The sequence below is a fragment of the Pseudochrobactrum sp. AO18b genome (assembly GCF_000409565.1).
Taxonomy (GTDB): domain Bacteria; phylum Pseudomonadota; class Alphaproteobacteria; order Rhizobiales; family Rhizobiaceae; genus Pseudochrobactrum; species Pseudochrobactrum saccharolyticum.
In genome coordinates, this window is record NZ_ANNO01000503.1 from 1 (window position 1) to 16161 (window position 16161).

Below are 16161 nucleotides of genomic sequence, written 5' to 3' on the forward strand. Positions count from 1 at the left end.
CTGGGATCTGGTTGATGCGAAAAAGCGTGAGTTCGAGGAACTTAGCGACCGCGTCTGGGGTATGCCGGAAATTGCCTATACGGAATATAAATCCTGCGCCGAGCATACTCAGATGCTGCGCGATCAGGGTTTTAAAATCACGGAAAATGTGGCCGGTATTCCGACTGCCGTGATCGGTGAGGCCGGTGAAGGCGGGCCTGTTATCGCGATCCTCGGTGAATATGATGCATTGCCGGGCCTAAGCCAAGAAGCCGGTATTGCTGAGCCGCGTCCGATTCCGGGCACAGGACACGGCCATGGCTGCGGTCATAATATGCTGGGTTCTGCAGCACTTCTCGCAGCAACGGCTGTGAAAGACTGGCTGGAGCAGAACGGTAAAAAAGGCCGCGTGCGTTATTACGGTTGCCCTGCGGAAGAGGGCGGTGCTGCCAAGGCTTTCATGGTGCGCGCCGGTGCTTTTGATGACGTGGATATTGCCATTTCATGGCATCCGGCTTCGTTCACGCAAGTGGATGATGCGCAGTCGCTCGCCAATACCCGTATGGATTTTGAATTTACCGGCCGTGCATCGCACGCTGCTGCTGCACCGCATCTCGGCCGTTCTGCTCTCGATGCGGTTGAGCTGATGAGCGTTGGCTGTAATTATCTGCGCGAGCATATTCCGGCGGATTGCCGTCTGCATTATGCCTATCTCAATGCCGGTGGTATTGCGCCGAACGTGGTGCAGGCAAAAGCCAAAGTCCGTTATGCAATCCGCGCAACCGATCTGCCGGGCATGTTCTCGCTCAATGAGCGTGTGAAAAAAGTGGCGCAGGGCGCTGCAATGATGACTGAAACCACAGTCGATATTTCGATCATGAGTGCGGTGTCTAACCTGCTCGGCAATACGCCGCTGGAAATCGCAATGCATTCCAATATGGAGCGCCTCGGTGGCGTGCCGTTTGATGATGCTGACCGTGCTTTTGCCGCAAAAATTCAGACAACTCTGTCGGCGGAAGATATCGAAACCGATTACCTGCGTGTTGGTCAGCCTTTCGCTGAAAATGCACCGCTTTGCGATTACGTGCTGCCGCGCGAACAGACCGGCGTGCCGATGATCGGTTCTACCGATCTTGGCGATGTCAGCTGGGCAGTGCCGACCGTGCAGGCACGCGTTGCCACCCATGCGATCGGCTCACCTGGTCACTCATGGCAGATCACTGCGCAGGGCAAAATGCCAGCCGCACATAAAGGCATGGTCTATGCGGCTAAAGTTATGGCCGGAACCGCGCTGGATGTGATGCAGGATGAGAGCATTCTTAATGCTGCCAAGGCCGATCATCAGGCACGTATGGCGAAAACACCTTATACCTGCCCGATCCCGCCGGAGGTGAACCCGCCGCTGCAACCGCGACCTGCTGAATAATTGGCGGAATAAATGAATTGGCATGGCGGTGCATTGCCGCCATGCCCTTTATCAAGACTGAAAAATCATAAACAGGGGATAAAGATGAAGACCAATAAGTTTTTGAACCGCAGTTCCGCTTTGGCAATGATTGCCGGTACTGCTGCTCTCGCTGGTGCAACATTTGCATCAGAAGCTGCATCACCGCCAAATGCGCTGGTGATGGCATGGAATATTGATGCGATCAGCACGTTCGATCCGGCACAGATCGGCGAAGTGGTGAGCAATGAAATTATTCAAAATACCTGCGATCCGCTGGTTGATTTTGACCCGAAAGATGAAACCAAAATTCTGCCGCGCATGGCGAAAAGCTGGGACGTATCGGAAGACGGTTTGCAGATCACTTTCCATCTGCGCGATGACCTGAAATTTGACAATGGTGACAAGGCAACTGCCGGTGATCTGGCATGGTCAATGCAGCGCGTTGTTAAACTCGGTTTTGGTAATGCTGCAACACTGACGGAATATGGTTTCGTCAAGGACAATGTTGATACTACGATTACAGCGCCGGATGATCAGACGCTCGTCTTCAAACTTGATAAGCCATATCCGGTCAATCTCATCCTGTCAGCCATTGCTGCAAACCGCGTTTCAATTCTGCTCAATCAAAAAGTGCTGACGGCCAATCAGGTCGAAGGTGATATGGGCAATAAATATCTGGCCACCCGCACAGAATGTGTAGGCCCTTATAAGCTGATGCGCTGGAACCCTGCAGAAGTTGTGCTGCTGCAGGCAAGTGATAATTACTGGGGTGAAGCACCGAAGCTGAAACAGGTTCTGATCCGCCACGTGTCGGAAGCCGGTACCCAGCGCCTGCTGCTGGAAAAAGGCGATATTGATATTGCTCGTGATCTGACACCGGAAGATCTGAAAGATCTGGAAGCACAGGATAAGGTTGCCGTTTCACGCGCTTTGAAACCGACCTTGTTCTATTGGAACTTCAACAATGCCGATCCGATTTTCAACAATGAAAAAGTGCGTCTCGCTATGCGCTATCTCATTGATTATGATGGTCTGGCAAAGACTGTGATGCACAATGTCGGCGTGCCGCGTGCAAGCTTTGTGCAGCTTGGTGCTTTCGGTGCGCTGGATGAAAAAGAAGGCCAGCCATTCACACTGGATGTGGAAAAAGCCAAAGCACTTCTGGCTGAAGCCGGTCATCCGAATGGTTTTGAAACCACCATGTTTATCGGTACCGCTCCTTATGCAGCGCCGATTGCCCAGAGTATTCAGGATGCCGCGGCTAAAGCCGGTGTGAAAATCAAGATCGAACGCATGGCCAATGCCCAGCTGTTCAGCCGTATTCGTGGCCGTGAATTCCAGACCTCGCTGATGGGCTGGGCGACCGGCGTGCCGGATGCGCATGGCAATGCTTCACGCCAGATTTTCAATCCAGATAACCGCATGGAAGCCAAGCAGACCATGTATCCGAGCTGGCGCGCGAGCTATTTTGATGAGGCCGTGAACAAGCAAGTCGATGCTGCCCTGTTTGAAAAAGATGAAGCCAAACGTGTCGAACTTTATCATGCCCTGCAGAAAGAGATGATGGAAAAAGGCCCGCAGGCCTATATGTTCCAGATCTATAATGTTGCCGGTATTAACAAGGGTATCACGAATTGGGAGTGGAACGGTTTCCGCACCTATTATGATACAGCCGCTAAATAACTGACCGCGAAAGACCTGCCGCTTGCATTACGGCGGCAGGTAATTTCCGGAATTGATATTCCGGCATTCAGTCAGGTTTGCAGCACATTCTCTTTATTTTACCGGCACCTTTGCGGTGCTGAAAGCCGTGTGCTGCAAATTCTCCTTTTCCCGATATTGACGGAAACATTGCCATGACGACGCCCGAAACTTTGCAAGATACGGAGTTTGACAATGAGGTCTATCATGAACCTCATCCCGTTCTTCTCTTTCTCGCCGCCGCCGCTCGCTTGATCATTTCCGTGGCGATTACGCTGCTTGGTCTGGTCACGCTGACTTTTTTCATCAGCCGTCTTTTGCCGCTTGATCCGGTGATCGCGATGCTGGGAGATAATATCTCTCAGGAAGCCTATGATACGATGTATCGCAAGCTTGGTCTCGATCAGCCGTTGATCGTGCAATATGGTCTTTATATTAAAAATGCCGTGATGTTTGATTTTGGCAATGCGCTGACCTCCGGCAGACCGGTGCTGGAAGATATTGGTCGCGTATTCCCTGCGACGATCGAGCTGGCAACCGTTGCCATCGTTATCGGTACCGGCTTTGGTATTCCGCTCGGCGTGTTCTCGGCAATGTATCGTAATTCGCCGCTGGATCATCTGGTGCGTATGCTCAGCCTGCTTGGCTACTCCACGCCGAATTTCTGGCTCGGTCTGATGGCTCTGCTGGTGTTTTATGCCGGTCTCGGCTGGATCGGTGGTCCGGGACGCATTGATTTCATTCATGAGTTTTCAGTCGAGCCGACAACCGGTTTCCTGTTGCTCGATAGTGCGATGCAGGGACAGTGGGAAGCATTCGGCAATGCCTTCAGCCATATCATCATGCCTGCGCTCATTCTGGCTTTCGGCTCCATGGCCTATATCAGCCGTATGACCCGTGGCTTTATGATCGAGCAGCTCAATCAGGAATATATCATCACCGCCCGCGTGAAAGGCCTGTCATGGTCGCGCACCGTCTGGGGACATGCATTCCGCAATGTCGCCGTGCAGGTGGTGACGGTTGTGGCGCTGTCCTATGCGTTCCTGCTCGAAGGTGCCGTGCTGACAGAAACCGTGTTCGCATGGCCGGGTTTTGGCCGTTATCTCACCAATGCTCTGATGGCCGGTGATATGAATGCTGTGGTCGGCTGTACGCTGATCGTGGGTATTCTCTTCGTTGTCATCAATCTGATCAGTGATCTGCTTTACCGCGTCTTTGATCCGCGTACACGATAGGTGCTCTTATGACTGATACTTCCAATTCCGCACCTAACACTTCGTCATTCCGTGAATGGCTGCGTGCGCCGGTGCCTTCTTCCGCCCTTCAGGCCAATGTGCAGCAATTGCGCCGCTCTTGGCTGAAGCTTCTGACCAATACATCCGCAGTTTTCGGCTTGTTTGTCATTCTGCTGCTGGTGGCTGTGGCGATCTTTGCGCCTTATATCGCGCCTTATGATATCGGTGCGAATAATCTGGCCAATCGCCTGCAGCCGCCATCATGGGCGCATTATTTCGGCACCGATGAACTGGGTCGCGATATTTTCAGCCGTCTGGTCTATGGTTCGCGCATCACGCTTTATATCGTGACGCTGACGGCAATTATCGCTGCACCAATTGGCCTGATTGTCGGCACCACTGCCGGTTATATGGGCGGCTGGGTTGATACGGCGCTGATGCGTATTGTTGATATTTTCCTCGCTTTTCCAAGCCTTGTTCTGGCGCTGTCATTTGCTGCGGCGCTCGGGCCCGGCATTGAAAATGCAGTGATTGCGATCTCGCTGGCTGCATGGCCGCCGATTGCCCGTTTGGCGCGTGCGGAAACCCTGACCATCCGCTCGTCCGACTATGTGGCAGCAATCCGCTTGCAGGGTGCCTCCACCATGCGCGTGATCTGGCATCACGTTGTGCCGATGTGTATCCCGTCAGTGGTGATCCGTATCACACTGAATATGTCATCAATCATTCTTACAGCCGCAGGCCTTGGCTTCCTCGGTCTCGGTGCGCAGCCGCCAAGCCCTGAATGGGGTGCGATGCTCTCCAGCGGCCGTGAATTCATGATGACCTCGTGGTGGCTCGCAGCCATGCCCGGTTGTGCCATTCTGCTCGCCAGCCTTGCCTTTAACCTGTTTGGTGACGGTCTGCGCGATGTGCTTGACCCGCGTAACGGATAAGAGGAACGGATAAATCAAATGACCAAACCTCTGTTAGAAGTTGAAGATCTGTGGGTGTCTTTTCCGGGTGTTGACCGCTCAATCGATGTGGTGCGTGGCATCAGCTTTTCCATCGGGCGCGAGAAAGTCGGTATCGTAGGGGAGAGCGGTTCGGGTAAATCCATGACCGGCCGTTCGATCCTCAAACTGACTCCGAAAGCAGCACAGATTAAAGCCAAGAAATTGCAATTCGGTGATGTTGACTTGCTGGGTGCCAGCGAGCGCCAGATGCGCTCGGTACGCGGCAATAAAATCTCGATGATTTTGCAGGATCCGAAATATTCGCTCAATCCGCTGATCCGTATCGGCGACCAGATTATGGAAGCCTACCGACTGCATCATCGGGTGAATAAGCAGGAAGCCCGTCAGCGTACACTGAACATGCTGGAAGCCGTGCATATCCGCGATGCGGAGCGGGTGATGAACCTGTTCCCGCATGAGATTTCCGGCGGTATGGGGCAGCGCGTGATGATCGCAATGATGCTGATCCCTGAACCGGATATGATTATTGCCGATGAACCGACCTCGGCGCTGGACGTCACGGTGCGCCGTCAGGTGCTGACCGTGCTGGATGAGCTGGTAAGCCGTTCCGGCACAGGGCTGATGTTTATCAGCCACGACCTCAATCTGGTGGCGGATTTCTGTGACCGCGTGCTGGTAATGTATGCCGGTCGTATTATGGAAGATCTGCCTGCCAAAGAACTGCACAAAGCACAGCATCCTTATACGCAGGCTCTGCTTGCCAGCCTGCCGCGTCTCGACCATCCGGTGGATATGCTGCAAGTGCCGGAGCGCGATCCGAGCTGGCTGTCAGGCGCGACCCTTAGCGGAGGTCAGAAATAATGGCGGATATTATGAATGAAAAGACTAAGCCGCTGGTTGATGTGTCCGACCTGTCTGTCAGCTTCGGCAAGGGGCGCAAGCGCTCGACAGTGGTCAAGAAAGCCCGTTTTCATATTGCCCGTGGTGAGGCCTATGGTCTGATCGGGGAATCCGGTTGCGGTAAGTCGACGATCCTGCGTGCATTGGCTGGCCTGATCCCGCATTATACCGGCAATTTCAGTTTTGACGGTACATTGCTGTCCGGTGAGCGGGACAAATCGTTCTTCCGCCGCGTGCAGATGGTGTTTCAGGACCCTTATGCCTCGCTGCATCCGCGCAAGATGGTGCATAAAGTTCTGGCGGAATCTCTGACCATTCACGGTATGGATCGTAAGGAAGAACGTATCCGCGATGTGCTGACAGCTGTCGGTCTGGGGCCGAGTTTCATGTATCGCTATCCGCATGAATTATCGGGCGGTCAGCGTCAGCGTGTGGCAATTGCCCGTGCACTGATTATCGAGCCGGAAGTGCTGTTGCTGGACGAGCCGACCTCGGCGCTGGACGTTTCTGTTCAGGCGGAAATTCTTAACCTGCTCAAGACCCTGCGCCGAGAACGCGGTCTGACTTATCTGATGGTCAGCCATGATCTGGCGGTGGTTGCGCATATCTGCGAGCGCGTCGGCGTGATGCATAAAGGCATTATTCTGGAGGAACTGACGGCAGATGATCTGCGCCAGTCCCGTGCCAGTGCGCCTTATACGCAGGAATTTTTGCAGGCCAGTGTTGAGGCCGTGGCGCATAATTAAACTGGGGAATATAATCATGAGTTATCAGCATGCGGCCAATCCGGCGGCTGAGTGGGAGCGGGTGCAAAATCCTGCCCAGTCCGGTTGGTCTGAAGCGGGTCTGCAGGCGGTTGAAGCCTGTGCTGAGAGCCAAGAGACCGATGCACTGATGATCGTGCAGAGCGGCAAGATCATCTACACCTATGGTGATGTTACCCATAAATATCTCTGTCATTCGATCCGCAAAAGCATTCTCGCTGCCTTGATGGGACAGGATGTGGCGGATGGCACAATTGATCTGAGCCTGACGCTTGAACAACTCGGCATCGACGACAATGACGGTTTGAGCGAAGTTGAAAAACAGGCAACTGTCTATGACCTGCTGACCGCACGTTCCGGTATTTATCATGCAGCGGGCTACGAAACACCGTGGATGCGCATGATTAAGGAGAAGCGCCACTCCCATGCACCGGGCACCTTCTGGTGCTATAATAACTGGGATTTCAATGCGCTGGGTACAATCTTTGAACAGCTGACCGGTAAGACCGTGCATCAGGCTTTTGATGAGCGCATTGCCAAACCGCTGCAGTTCGAAGACTTTTCGCTCAGTGGTGATAAGCCGGATGGCTGGCATGACCGTTTCACCGAGAGCCGTCATGCGGCCTATCCGTTCCGTCTGTCGACCCGCGATCTGGCGCGTTTCAGCCAGCTATACTTACGTCATGGCCGCTGGAATGGTGAAGATGTGCTGCCAAAAGGCTGGGCGCAGGAATGCGTGATGCCTTATTCCGATGCCGGTGCGCGCGGCGCTTATGGCTATATGTGGTGGCTGGAGCGGGACGGTGTGTTCTTCCCCGGTGTTGTAACCCCTAAAGGCAGCTATGCCGGTTTTGGCGCAGGCGGACATTTCTGTATTACCATTCCGGCACTGGACATGGTGATTGTGCATCGGGTGGATACCGACATTACCGGTCGCCAGCTTAACCGGCACAAATTCGGTCGCTTGTTGAAACTGATCTTCGACGCATTTCAGGGGTGAGGGAAATGCGGGAGGAGGAAATGACGGTTGCCGGAGCGATTGCGCAGGTTTGTGCAAAGCCGGTCACCAGTGCAAAGGCGCGTTTGCTGGCGCGCGATGCGATTATCGACACGCTGGCCTGTATGGTTGCGGGGCGTGAAGATGCAAGCACCAATACAGTGTTTGAAGCTTTTGCCCAGACCGGCAGTGCGGGAGAAGCGTTGCTGGTGAACGGCAAAACATCAAGCCCGATTGTGGCGGCGCTGGTGAATGGTACTGCCGCTCATGCGCTGGATTATGATGATAATTTTCTGCCCGGCATGAGCCATGCTTCAGCGGTTATCGTTCCGGCTTTGCTGGCTGTTGCGGATTTTGACAAAACATCCGGCGCACAACTGATCGACGCCTATCTGGCAGGCCTTCAGGCGCAGGCACTGATCGGCGATGGCGTCGGGCAAGCGCACTATACCGCCGGATGGCATGGCACCTCGACTATCGGCAGTATTGGAACAGCGCTTGCGGTTGCGCATCTGCTCGGGCTGGATGAAGAGGCAACAGCACGGGCAATCACCATTGCGGTGAGCTATGCTTCCGGCACCAAAGGCCAATTCGGCACGCTGATTAAACCATTCCATGCGGGTATGGCGGCACGCAATGCGGTGGAGGCCGCATTGCTGGCCAAAGCGGGGATGCAGGCACGGCCTGATATTCTGGAAGGTGCACAGGGTTTTCATAGCCTGTTTGCCGGAGATCAGCGCCGTGGCTGGAAAGCGGAAGCGATCATCGCTGGCGCAGAGCATATTATTGAGACCGCTGGGGTGATGCCGAAGAAACATCCGTGTTGTGGTTCAACCCATCTGATTGTGGACGGGTTGCTGGATCTGATGCGTGAGCACAGTTTCACGGCAGAGGATGTGGAAAGTGTCGAGGCATTGGTTGGCATCGCCAATTACCGTAATCTGACCTATCCGCAGCCGGTCGATGAAATGCAGGCACGCTTTTCGATGCAATATTGCGTGGCGAGAGCATTGCGGCAGAGACATTTAAGTCTTGCTGATTTTACGCCGCAAGCTGTGCAGCACTATGCAAGGGATGCCTTGCTGAACCGTGTGACAATGCTGAGCTACAGTGCGGATGAAGAGCGGATTGCGCAGGACAAACTCCCGCATGTTGTGACCGTGAAATTGCATAACGGGCGCGTGCTGACAGCATCGCGCAACTATGCTGTCGGTGGCTTACAGGAGCCTTTCACCGATGCTGACCGCCTCGGTAAATTCATGGACTGCTGCGGGGCATCGGATAATGCTGCCGTTGTTTATGAAGAGCTTTTGGCTCTGGATGATGCAAAAGACCTCAAAGCACTGAAACTCTTATTCAGTTCTGCCACCAGTTAATGTCTTTGGCGGCGAGTGCTGATGCACGCCGCCAGAAACGCTCGGCATAATCCGTGCGAAAACGCTGTGAGCGATAGACGCGGATTTCCACATCCAGATCATAGTCCTGAACGCCTGCACGCACCAGAATGCCGCGTTTCCATTCATCCGGCATCAGGCTTTGCGGAATCCATGCCACGCCCTGACCAGAAACCGCCATGGCCTTCAGCCCGACGGCCATGCCGTTCTCATAGACCATATTCAGATTGAGGCCGCGGCGCTCCACAAGCGGATCGAGAACCTGTGCAAAAAATGTTGTGTCGCGGTAGCGCAGATATTCTGTCGGCAATGTGTGGTTGCCCAGCCGGTGCAGAGGTTCGCCGGCGGCATCCGCCGCTGACACAGGTATTACCTTTTCATGCCCGAGAGACAAATAAGGAAAATTTCTCAGATCCTCCATCTGGCTGACCAAGGGATGAGCATAGGTCAGCAGAAAATCGCAATTACCATTGAGAAGGGTTGAGACATTGCCGAGAAATGAGGGATGCGGATCGGAGAAACGGGTGCGGAAATTATCGCCGTTGCTTTCAATCCGTGCCATCAGCGCCGGAAAAAAGGTGAGCGACAGGGTGTTGAGTGTCGCAAAAGACAGCACTTCCATCATCGGCGTATAGCGGGCGCTCAGTTCATCTCTGGCATGAGTGAGGAGACCGACCGCATCATGCGCTCGGAGCAGAAAACTTTGTCCGGCAAGGGTCAGACGAATAGGATAGGTGGAACGATCGATCAGCGGTACCCCGACCCAGGCTTCAAGCTGCCTGATCCGGCGTGACAGCGCGGATTGAGTAACATGCCGCTCATTAGCCGCGCGGGAGAAATTTAAATATTGTGACAGGCAGAGAAAATCTTCGAGCCACTTCAATTCCATAGAAGCATTCCGCACTAAGCATGCCGCAGTTAAATGCTGTCATTTAACGCCCGCGCACATGCGATAAACTAAAAAATCCAGAGCGCTTGCGGTGGCTGCAATCAAATACAACATGCTCCGGCACTTCAAACGTCTTAAAGACTTGTTTCCTCTTTAGAATAAAAACCGGTCATGGTCATCCAAAATTTATGATACTGAATTAGTGATACAGCATGTATTGTCATATCTGATCTGTAAAATGCTTTTGCTTCTGTTGTCCTGACTGCGCGTCTGACTTGACAAGAGTCTCCGGACAAGTTTCATGGCTGAATCAAATTTAATTGACCGGAGAATCCCGATGTCGATGCGTACTGTCTTTGCAGGCCTGATATTGTCTGCTGCGCTTTCACTGTCTGTGCAAACTTCTATGGCCCAAACTACTACGGCACAGACTGCTCAAAACGGAACAAGGACGATTGAAACAACGCAAAACGGTGATTATCCCGGTTTTGATCTGCGCACAGTGAAGGATGTCGGCCTTGACCAGTGTGAGAATATTTGTCTGAAAGATGAGGAATGCCGTGCTTTCACCTATAATGTGAAGGCGAAATGGTGCTTCCTGAAATCCGATTATAATCAGCTCAATGCTTTTGAAGGCGCTGTAGCGGGTAAAGTGCTGGATGCTGCCGCTGCGGAAGCCGAACTACCTGCGCCTGCACCGATTACCTTTGTTCCGGCCAGTGTTCTGGATGAGGCACGCACCTATCGCAATAAGCTGAACAGCGGTGAAAAACCTGCCGGTGATGTCAGCAAATTGCTGCGCGCTGCCCAAAGAAATTACGAATCCGGCAGTGTTTCTTCATCAGTGATTGATTTTGCAAGCATTGTGCCTGCTGCAAAAGAAAACAGTGCTGTCTGGATGGGATTGAGCCGCGCGACGCTTGGTTCTGCACAAAGCAATGATGCCAATTGGCAGATCAAACGCGCTGCCACATCTTCGGCTATTATTGCCTATCAGCTCAGCCGTACGGTTTCCGACCGTGCTGAAGCTTTGAGCAATCTGGCCAAGGCGCTGGAATTGCGCGATAATTTCCGCCCTGCTATCGACAGCTATAAAGCCAGCCTTGCGCTGCAAAATTCGGCTGCGGTCAGTGCCGCTTATGAAGACCTGCGTATGCGTAAAGGTTTCCGCGTGGTCGATCATACGGTGGACAGCGACAGCGCCAATCCGCGTGTTTGTATCCAGCTTTCAGAAACGCTGATGAAAAGCGGCATTGATTACGCTTCTTTCGTGACTGTTGATGATGCAAGCCCGAAAGGTCTGGAAGCTAAAGAAAAGCAAATCTGTATTGAAGGTTTGCAGCACGGTAAAAATTACCGCATCGGTATCCGCTCCGGTCTGCCTGCTGCGATTGGTGAAATGATTGAAACACCGGTTGCGCTTAATATCTATGTGCGTGACCGTGCACCGACAGTACGGTTCAACGGCGATGCTTTTGTGCTGCCAAGCACCATGCGCCGCGGTATTCCTGTTGTCAGCATCAATGTCAAAACTATTGATCTGGAAGTCTATCGTGTGGGGGAGCGTGCTCTTACCCAGTCGATGGATGGTATCAGTTTCTTCGGTCAGCTTGACGGCTATGCCACATCGCAGATCGTCAGCTCGCTGGGTGAAAAAGTTTACACCGGCAAGCTGGATGTTGAGAGCGAGCTGAACAAAGAAATCGTCTCATCCTTCCCCGTGGATGAAGCACTGCCGAAGCGTAAGCCCGGCATCTATATTATGACAGCCAAGGCTGAGGGTGACCGTTCGGAATATTGGTCATCGCAGGCGACACAGTGGTTTCTGGTGTCTGATACCGGTCTTGCAACTTTTGCCGGTGAAGATGGTCTGAATGTTTTCGCCCGTTCCCTTGCAACAGCCAAGCCGCTGAGCGGCGTGGAACTGCAATTGCTGGCGGCGAATAATGAAGTTCTGGGGACTGCAACAACGGATGGTGATGGTCGCGCGACCTTCACTGCCGGTTTGATGCGCGGCACAGCAGCGATGGCACCTGCCATTCTGACAGCACGCTCCAAGGGCAATGGCGATGAGGAAGATTATGTTTTCCTCGATATGAAACGTGCCGGTTTTGACCTCTCGGATCGGGGTGTAACCGGTCGCCCTGCACCGGGTGCGCTGGATGTTTACGGCTGGACGGAGCGCGGTATTTACCGCACCGGTGAAACCGTTCATGCCGCTGCGCTGGTGCGTGACGGCTCAGCGAAGGCTGTAGAAAATCTGCCGCTGACATTCTCTTTCCTGCGTCCTGATGGTGTGGAAGACCGTGCGATTGTCAGCACCTCACAGGCTGCCGGTGGTCATGCTGTGGAATTGCCGCTGGCGAATAATGCCATGCGCGGTACATGGACATTGCGTATTTTAAGCGATCCGAAAGCCACTCCGCTGTCAGAAAAGCAGTTTCTGGTTGAGGATTTTGTGCCTGACCGCACAGAATTTGATCTGACTTCAGATGTGAAGGAAATTCAAGCCGGTGATGCGGCTGTGGTTAAAGTGGACGGTCGTTATCTTTATGGTGCGCCAGCGGCCGGTCTGACACTGGAAGGCGAAGTCAATATTCGCCCGACACGGACATGGGATCTGTTCCCGAAATATGTTTTCGGACTGGCCGATGAGGATCAGCCGGAAGATACACGTATTACGCTGGATGATCTGCCGGAACTGGATGAACAGGGCAAGGCCGAAATTCCGGTGCTGCTGAATGATCTGCCCGCGACAACGCAGCGTCTGAACGCGGATATTGTTGTGCGTATGCGTGAAGGCGGCGGCCGTGCGGTTGAGCGTAAGCTGACTTTGCCGGTTGCATCCGACAGCGCCATGATCGGTATCAAGCCGGAATTTGACGACGACAGCCTGCCTGAAAACAGCAATGCGCAGTTCTCGGTGATTGTCAGCGATGCTGATGGCAAGCGCGTAGCCGAAGAAGGGCTGGAATGGACGCTGGTTAAAGTCGAGCGCCAGTATCAGTGGTATCGCAGCGGCAGCTCATGGAACTATGAGCCGGTGAGCTATACGAAAAAAGTCGCCGACGGTACTGTTTCTGCCGATGAGCAGACTGCAGGCAGCATTCAGGTACCTGTGGAATGGGGACGTTATCGTCTTGAGATCGCGACCTCTGACCCTGACGGCCCGCAGACCAGCATTGAATTTGATGCCGGCTGGTATGTTGAAGCACGCTCGACTGAAACACCGGATGGTCTGGAAGTTGCGCTTGATAAAGATATTTATAAAGACGGCGAAACCGCAAAGCTGAAAGTCTCTCCGCGTTTTGCCGGTGAGTTGCTGGTTACTGTCGGTGCTGACAGTCTGCTGATGACCAAAACCGTTTCGGTTCCTGCTGAGGGTGCGGAAGTTGAAATTCCGGTCAGCGGCGAATGGGGTGCGGGTGCTTATATTACCGCAAGCCTTTATCGTCCGGGCGAAGCTCAGGAAACCCGTATGCCAGCGCGCGCCATCGGTATCCGCTGGCTGGCTGTTGATCCGGCAGAGCGCAAGCTTTCAGTGCGGATTGAAGCGCCGGAAAAAACCGAACCGCGTCAGGCTCTGACTATACCGGTTTCAATCGGCGGTCTGAAATCCGGCGATCAGGCTTATGTCATGATCTCGGCTGTGGATGTGGGTATTCTTAACCTGACCAATCACAAACCGGCCGATCCGGCTGGCTGGTATTTTGGTCAGCGTCAGCTCGGTCTCGAAATCCGCGATCTTTACGGTCGTCTGATTGACGGTTCACTCGGCACGATGGGGCGTCTGCGTACCGGTGGTGACGGCGCGCAAATGGCCGCTGAAGGCTCGCCGCCAACCGAAAAACTGGTGGCATTCTTTGCCGGTCCTGTTGAGGTTGGTGCCGATGGCAAAGCCAATGTCAGCTTTGATATTCCGCAGTTTAACGGTACTGCGCGGATCAGCGCCGTAGCCTGGACAAAGACGGCTGTCGGTAATGCGCAGTCGGATGTCATCATGCGTGATCCGGTGGTTATCACTGCCGCTCTGCCAAAATTCATGGCACCGGACGATCAGGCACAGTTGCGTCTTGATATTGCCAATACGGATGGCCCTGCCGGAAATTACACTGTGAGTGTGGCCAGTTCCGGTCTGGTTTCTGTACCGCAGGAACAGGCACCGGCATCGGTGACACTGGCACAGGGCGAAAAGAAATATCTGACACTGCCGCTGAAAGCTGAGCGCGCAGGAACTGAAGAGCTGACGGTACAGCTGACCCATGAAAGCGGCCTGAGCATTTCGCAGGATCTGATCCTGCCGGTGCGTGCATCGTCTTTGCCGGAAACGACCCGCAAGGAAGTAACGCTGGCTGCGGTTAACGGTTCTCTTGTTATCAATAAAGAACTGCTTGCCGGTCAGCGTATGGACGGCGCTTCAGTCAGCATCAATGTTTCTAATGCATCGGGCTTTGATATTCCGGGCTTGCTGACATCGCTTGACCGTTATCCTTATGGCTGTACTGAACAGACAACCAGCCGTGCCTTGCCATTGCTCTATATGAGCGAACTGGCCAAGCAGGCCGGTATGCCGATGCAGGACAGTGAAGAAGAACTGCACAAGCGTATTCAGGAAGCCATTTACAAGGTTCTGAATAATCAGTCCTCTTCCGGCAGTTTTGGTCTCTGGTCGCCGGATAGCGGTGATCTGTGGCTCGATGCCTATGTGACAGATTTCCTGACCCGCGCCCGCGAGCAGAAATTTGATGTGCCGCAGCAGCCGATGATTTCGGCACTGGATAATCTGCAAAATGCACTGTCTTACGATGTTTCGATCAAGGATAACGGCAATTCGATAGCTTATGCTTTCTATGTATTGTCGCGTAACCGTCGTGCATCCATTGCCGATCTGCGCTACTACGCGGATACCCGTCTGGATGAGTTTGAAACGCCGCTGGCGCGTGCTCAGCTCGGTGCAAGCCTTGCCCTTTATGGTGACGGTGCACGTTCCGAGAAGGCTTTTGCTTCGGCTTTCCGTCTTGCCAATAAAGGCAATATTTCCTGGGCGCGTTCGGATTACGGTTCGCACCTGCGTGACGGCGCAGCCATTCTGGCTCTTGCCGCAGAAAGCCGTCCGGTACCAAGCATTGTGCCGGAACTGGTGAAAGTGGTTGGCGGTCTGAGCAATGAAACGCGCTATACCAGCACGCAAGAACAGGCATGGTTGTTGCTGGCTGCCAAGGGGCTGAAGGACGAAGATGCCAATCTGACCTTGCTGCTCAATGGTGAGGCCCGTCAGGGTGCATTGTCTGAGCGTCTGACTGGCGAACAGCTTGAAGCCGCGCCTGTGACCGTGGGCAATACCGGTGACAGGCCGGTGACTGCGGTGATTACAACTGTTGCGGCACCAGTGGAAGCACCACCGGCAGGTGGTGACGGTTTCAGCATTGGCCGCAGCTATTACACGCTCGACGGTGAAGAGATCAGTGTTTCTGAAGCGAAACAGAATGAACGCTATGTGGTTGTTCTGAAAGTAGCTGAATCGAATAACTGGGCTTCCCGTGTGCTGATAACGGATTTGCTGCCTGCCGGATTTGAAATTGATAATCCGCGCGTTGTGAACAGTGCGGATCTGAGCAATTTTGGCTGGCTCGGTGACACGACCGTTGCTCATAGCGAATTCCGCAGTGATCGTTTTGTTGCAGCATTCAACAGCAGCGGCGGCAATGCCCGTGAATATACGGTCGCCTATATTGTGCGGGCGGTAACGCCGGGCACCTATGCGCATCCGGCACCATTTGTGGAGGATATGTATCGTCCGCAATATTTTGCCCGTGGTGCAGCCGCTATGATGCAGGTGCAGCCTGCCAATTAAGCAGTTGTGAAAGAGCAATGAAAAAGCCCCGCCTGAAACAATCAG

Annotated in this window: 10 protein-coding genes; 9 read left to right on the forward strand and 1 reads right to left on the reverse strand. The window is 53.6% G+C overall.

Annotated features, from left to right (window positions below):
* From A918_RS0118720 to A918_RS0118755, 8 genes are all read left to right on the forward strand, one after another.
* Positions 1 to 1405 (forward strand): amidohydrolase (locus A918_RS0118720; protein WP_022712530.1); only part of this gene is annotated, 1405 nt, incomplete at its 5' end.
* Between the two features lie 84 nt (positions 1406 to 1489).
* Positions 1490 to 3109, forward strand: coding sequence for an ABC transporter substrate-binding protein (locus tag A918_RS0118725; protein ID WP_022712531.1), 1620 nt, complete (start codon positions 1490 to 1492; stop codon positions 3107 to 3109).
* Positions 3110 to 3282: 173 nt separating this feature from the next.
* Positions 3283 to 4362, forward strand: a complete 1080-nt coding sequence (locus A918_RS0118730) for an ABC transporter permease (protein WP_022712532.1) — start codon at positions 3283 to 3285, stop codon at positions 4360 to 4362.
* Positions 4363 to 4370: 8 nt separating this feature from the next.
* Complete coding sequence (gene nikC / locus A918_RS0118735) at positions 4371 to 5297, forward strand: nickel transporter permease (protein ID WP_022712533.1); 927 nt, start codon at positions 4371 to 4373, stop codon at positions 5295 to 5297.
* An 18-nt stretch (positions 5298 to 5315) separates the two neighbouring features.
* On the forward strand, positions 5316 to 6179 hold the full coding sequence (locus A918_RS0118740; RefSeq protein WP_022712534.1) for an ABC transporter ATP-binding protein: 864 nt from the start codon (positions 5316 to 5318) through the stop codon (positions 6177 to 6179).
* Complete coding sequence (locus A918_RS0118745; RefSeq protein ID WP_022712535.1) at positions 6179 to 6964, forward strand: ABC transporter ATP-binding protein; 786 nt, start codon at positions 6179 to 6181, stop codon at positions 6962 to 6964. Before A918_RS0118740 ends, A918_RS0118745 begins: the two co-directional genes overlap by 1 nt.
* Before the next feature lie 16 nt (positions 6965 to 6980).
* Entirely contained in the window at positions 6981 to 7982 is a 1002-nt protein-coding gene (locus tag A918_RS0118750) for a serine hydrolase (protein WP_022712536.1), read from the forward strand.
* Between the two features lie 20 nt (positions 7983 to 8002).
* Complete coding sequence (locus A918_RS0118755; RefSeq protein ID WP_033316275.1) at positions 8003 to 9355, forward strand: MmgE/PrpD family protein; 1353 nt, start codon at positions 8003 to 8005, stop codon at positions 9353 to 9355.
* On the opposite strand, the gene A918_RS0118760 is transcribed toward A918_RS0118755, so the two are convergent.
* A complete protein-coding gene (locus A918_RS0118760) occupies positions 9336 to 10262 on the reverse strand; it encodes a LysR family transcriptional regulator (RefSeq protein ID WP_022712538.1) in 927 nt (308 codons plus the stop codon). The two genes, A918_RS0118755 and A918_RS0118760, sit on opposite strands and share 20 nt — an antisense overlap.
* A 337-nt stretch (positions 10263 to 10599) precedes the next feature.
* Here A918_RS0118760 and A918_RS0118765 point away from each other — a divergent pair, with 337 nt between their 5' ends.
* Entirely contained in the window at positions 10600 to 16116 is a 5517-nt protein-coding gene (locus A918_RS0118765; protein ID WP_022712539.1) for an alpha-2-macroglobulin family protein, read from the forward strand.
* The last annotated feature ends 45 nt before the right edge of the window (positions 16117 to 16161 follow it).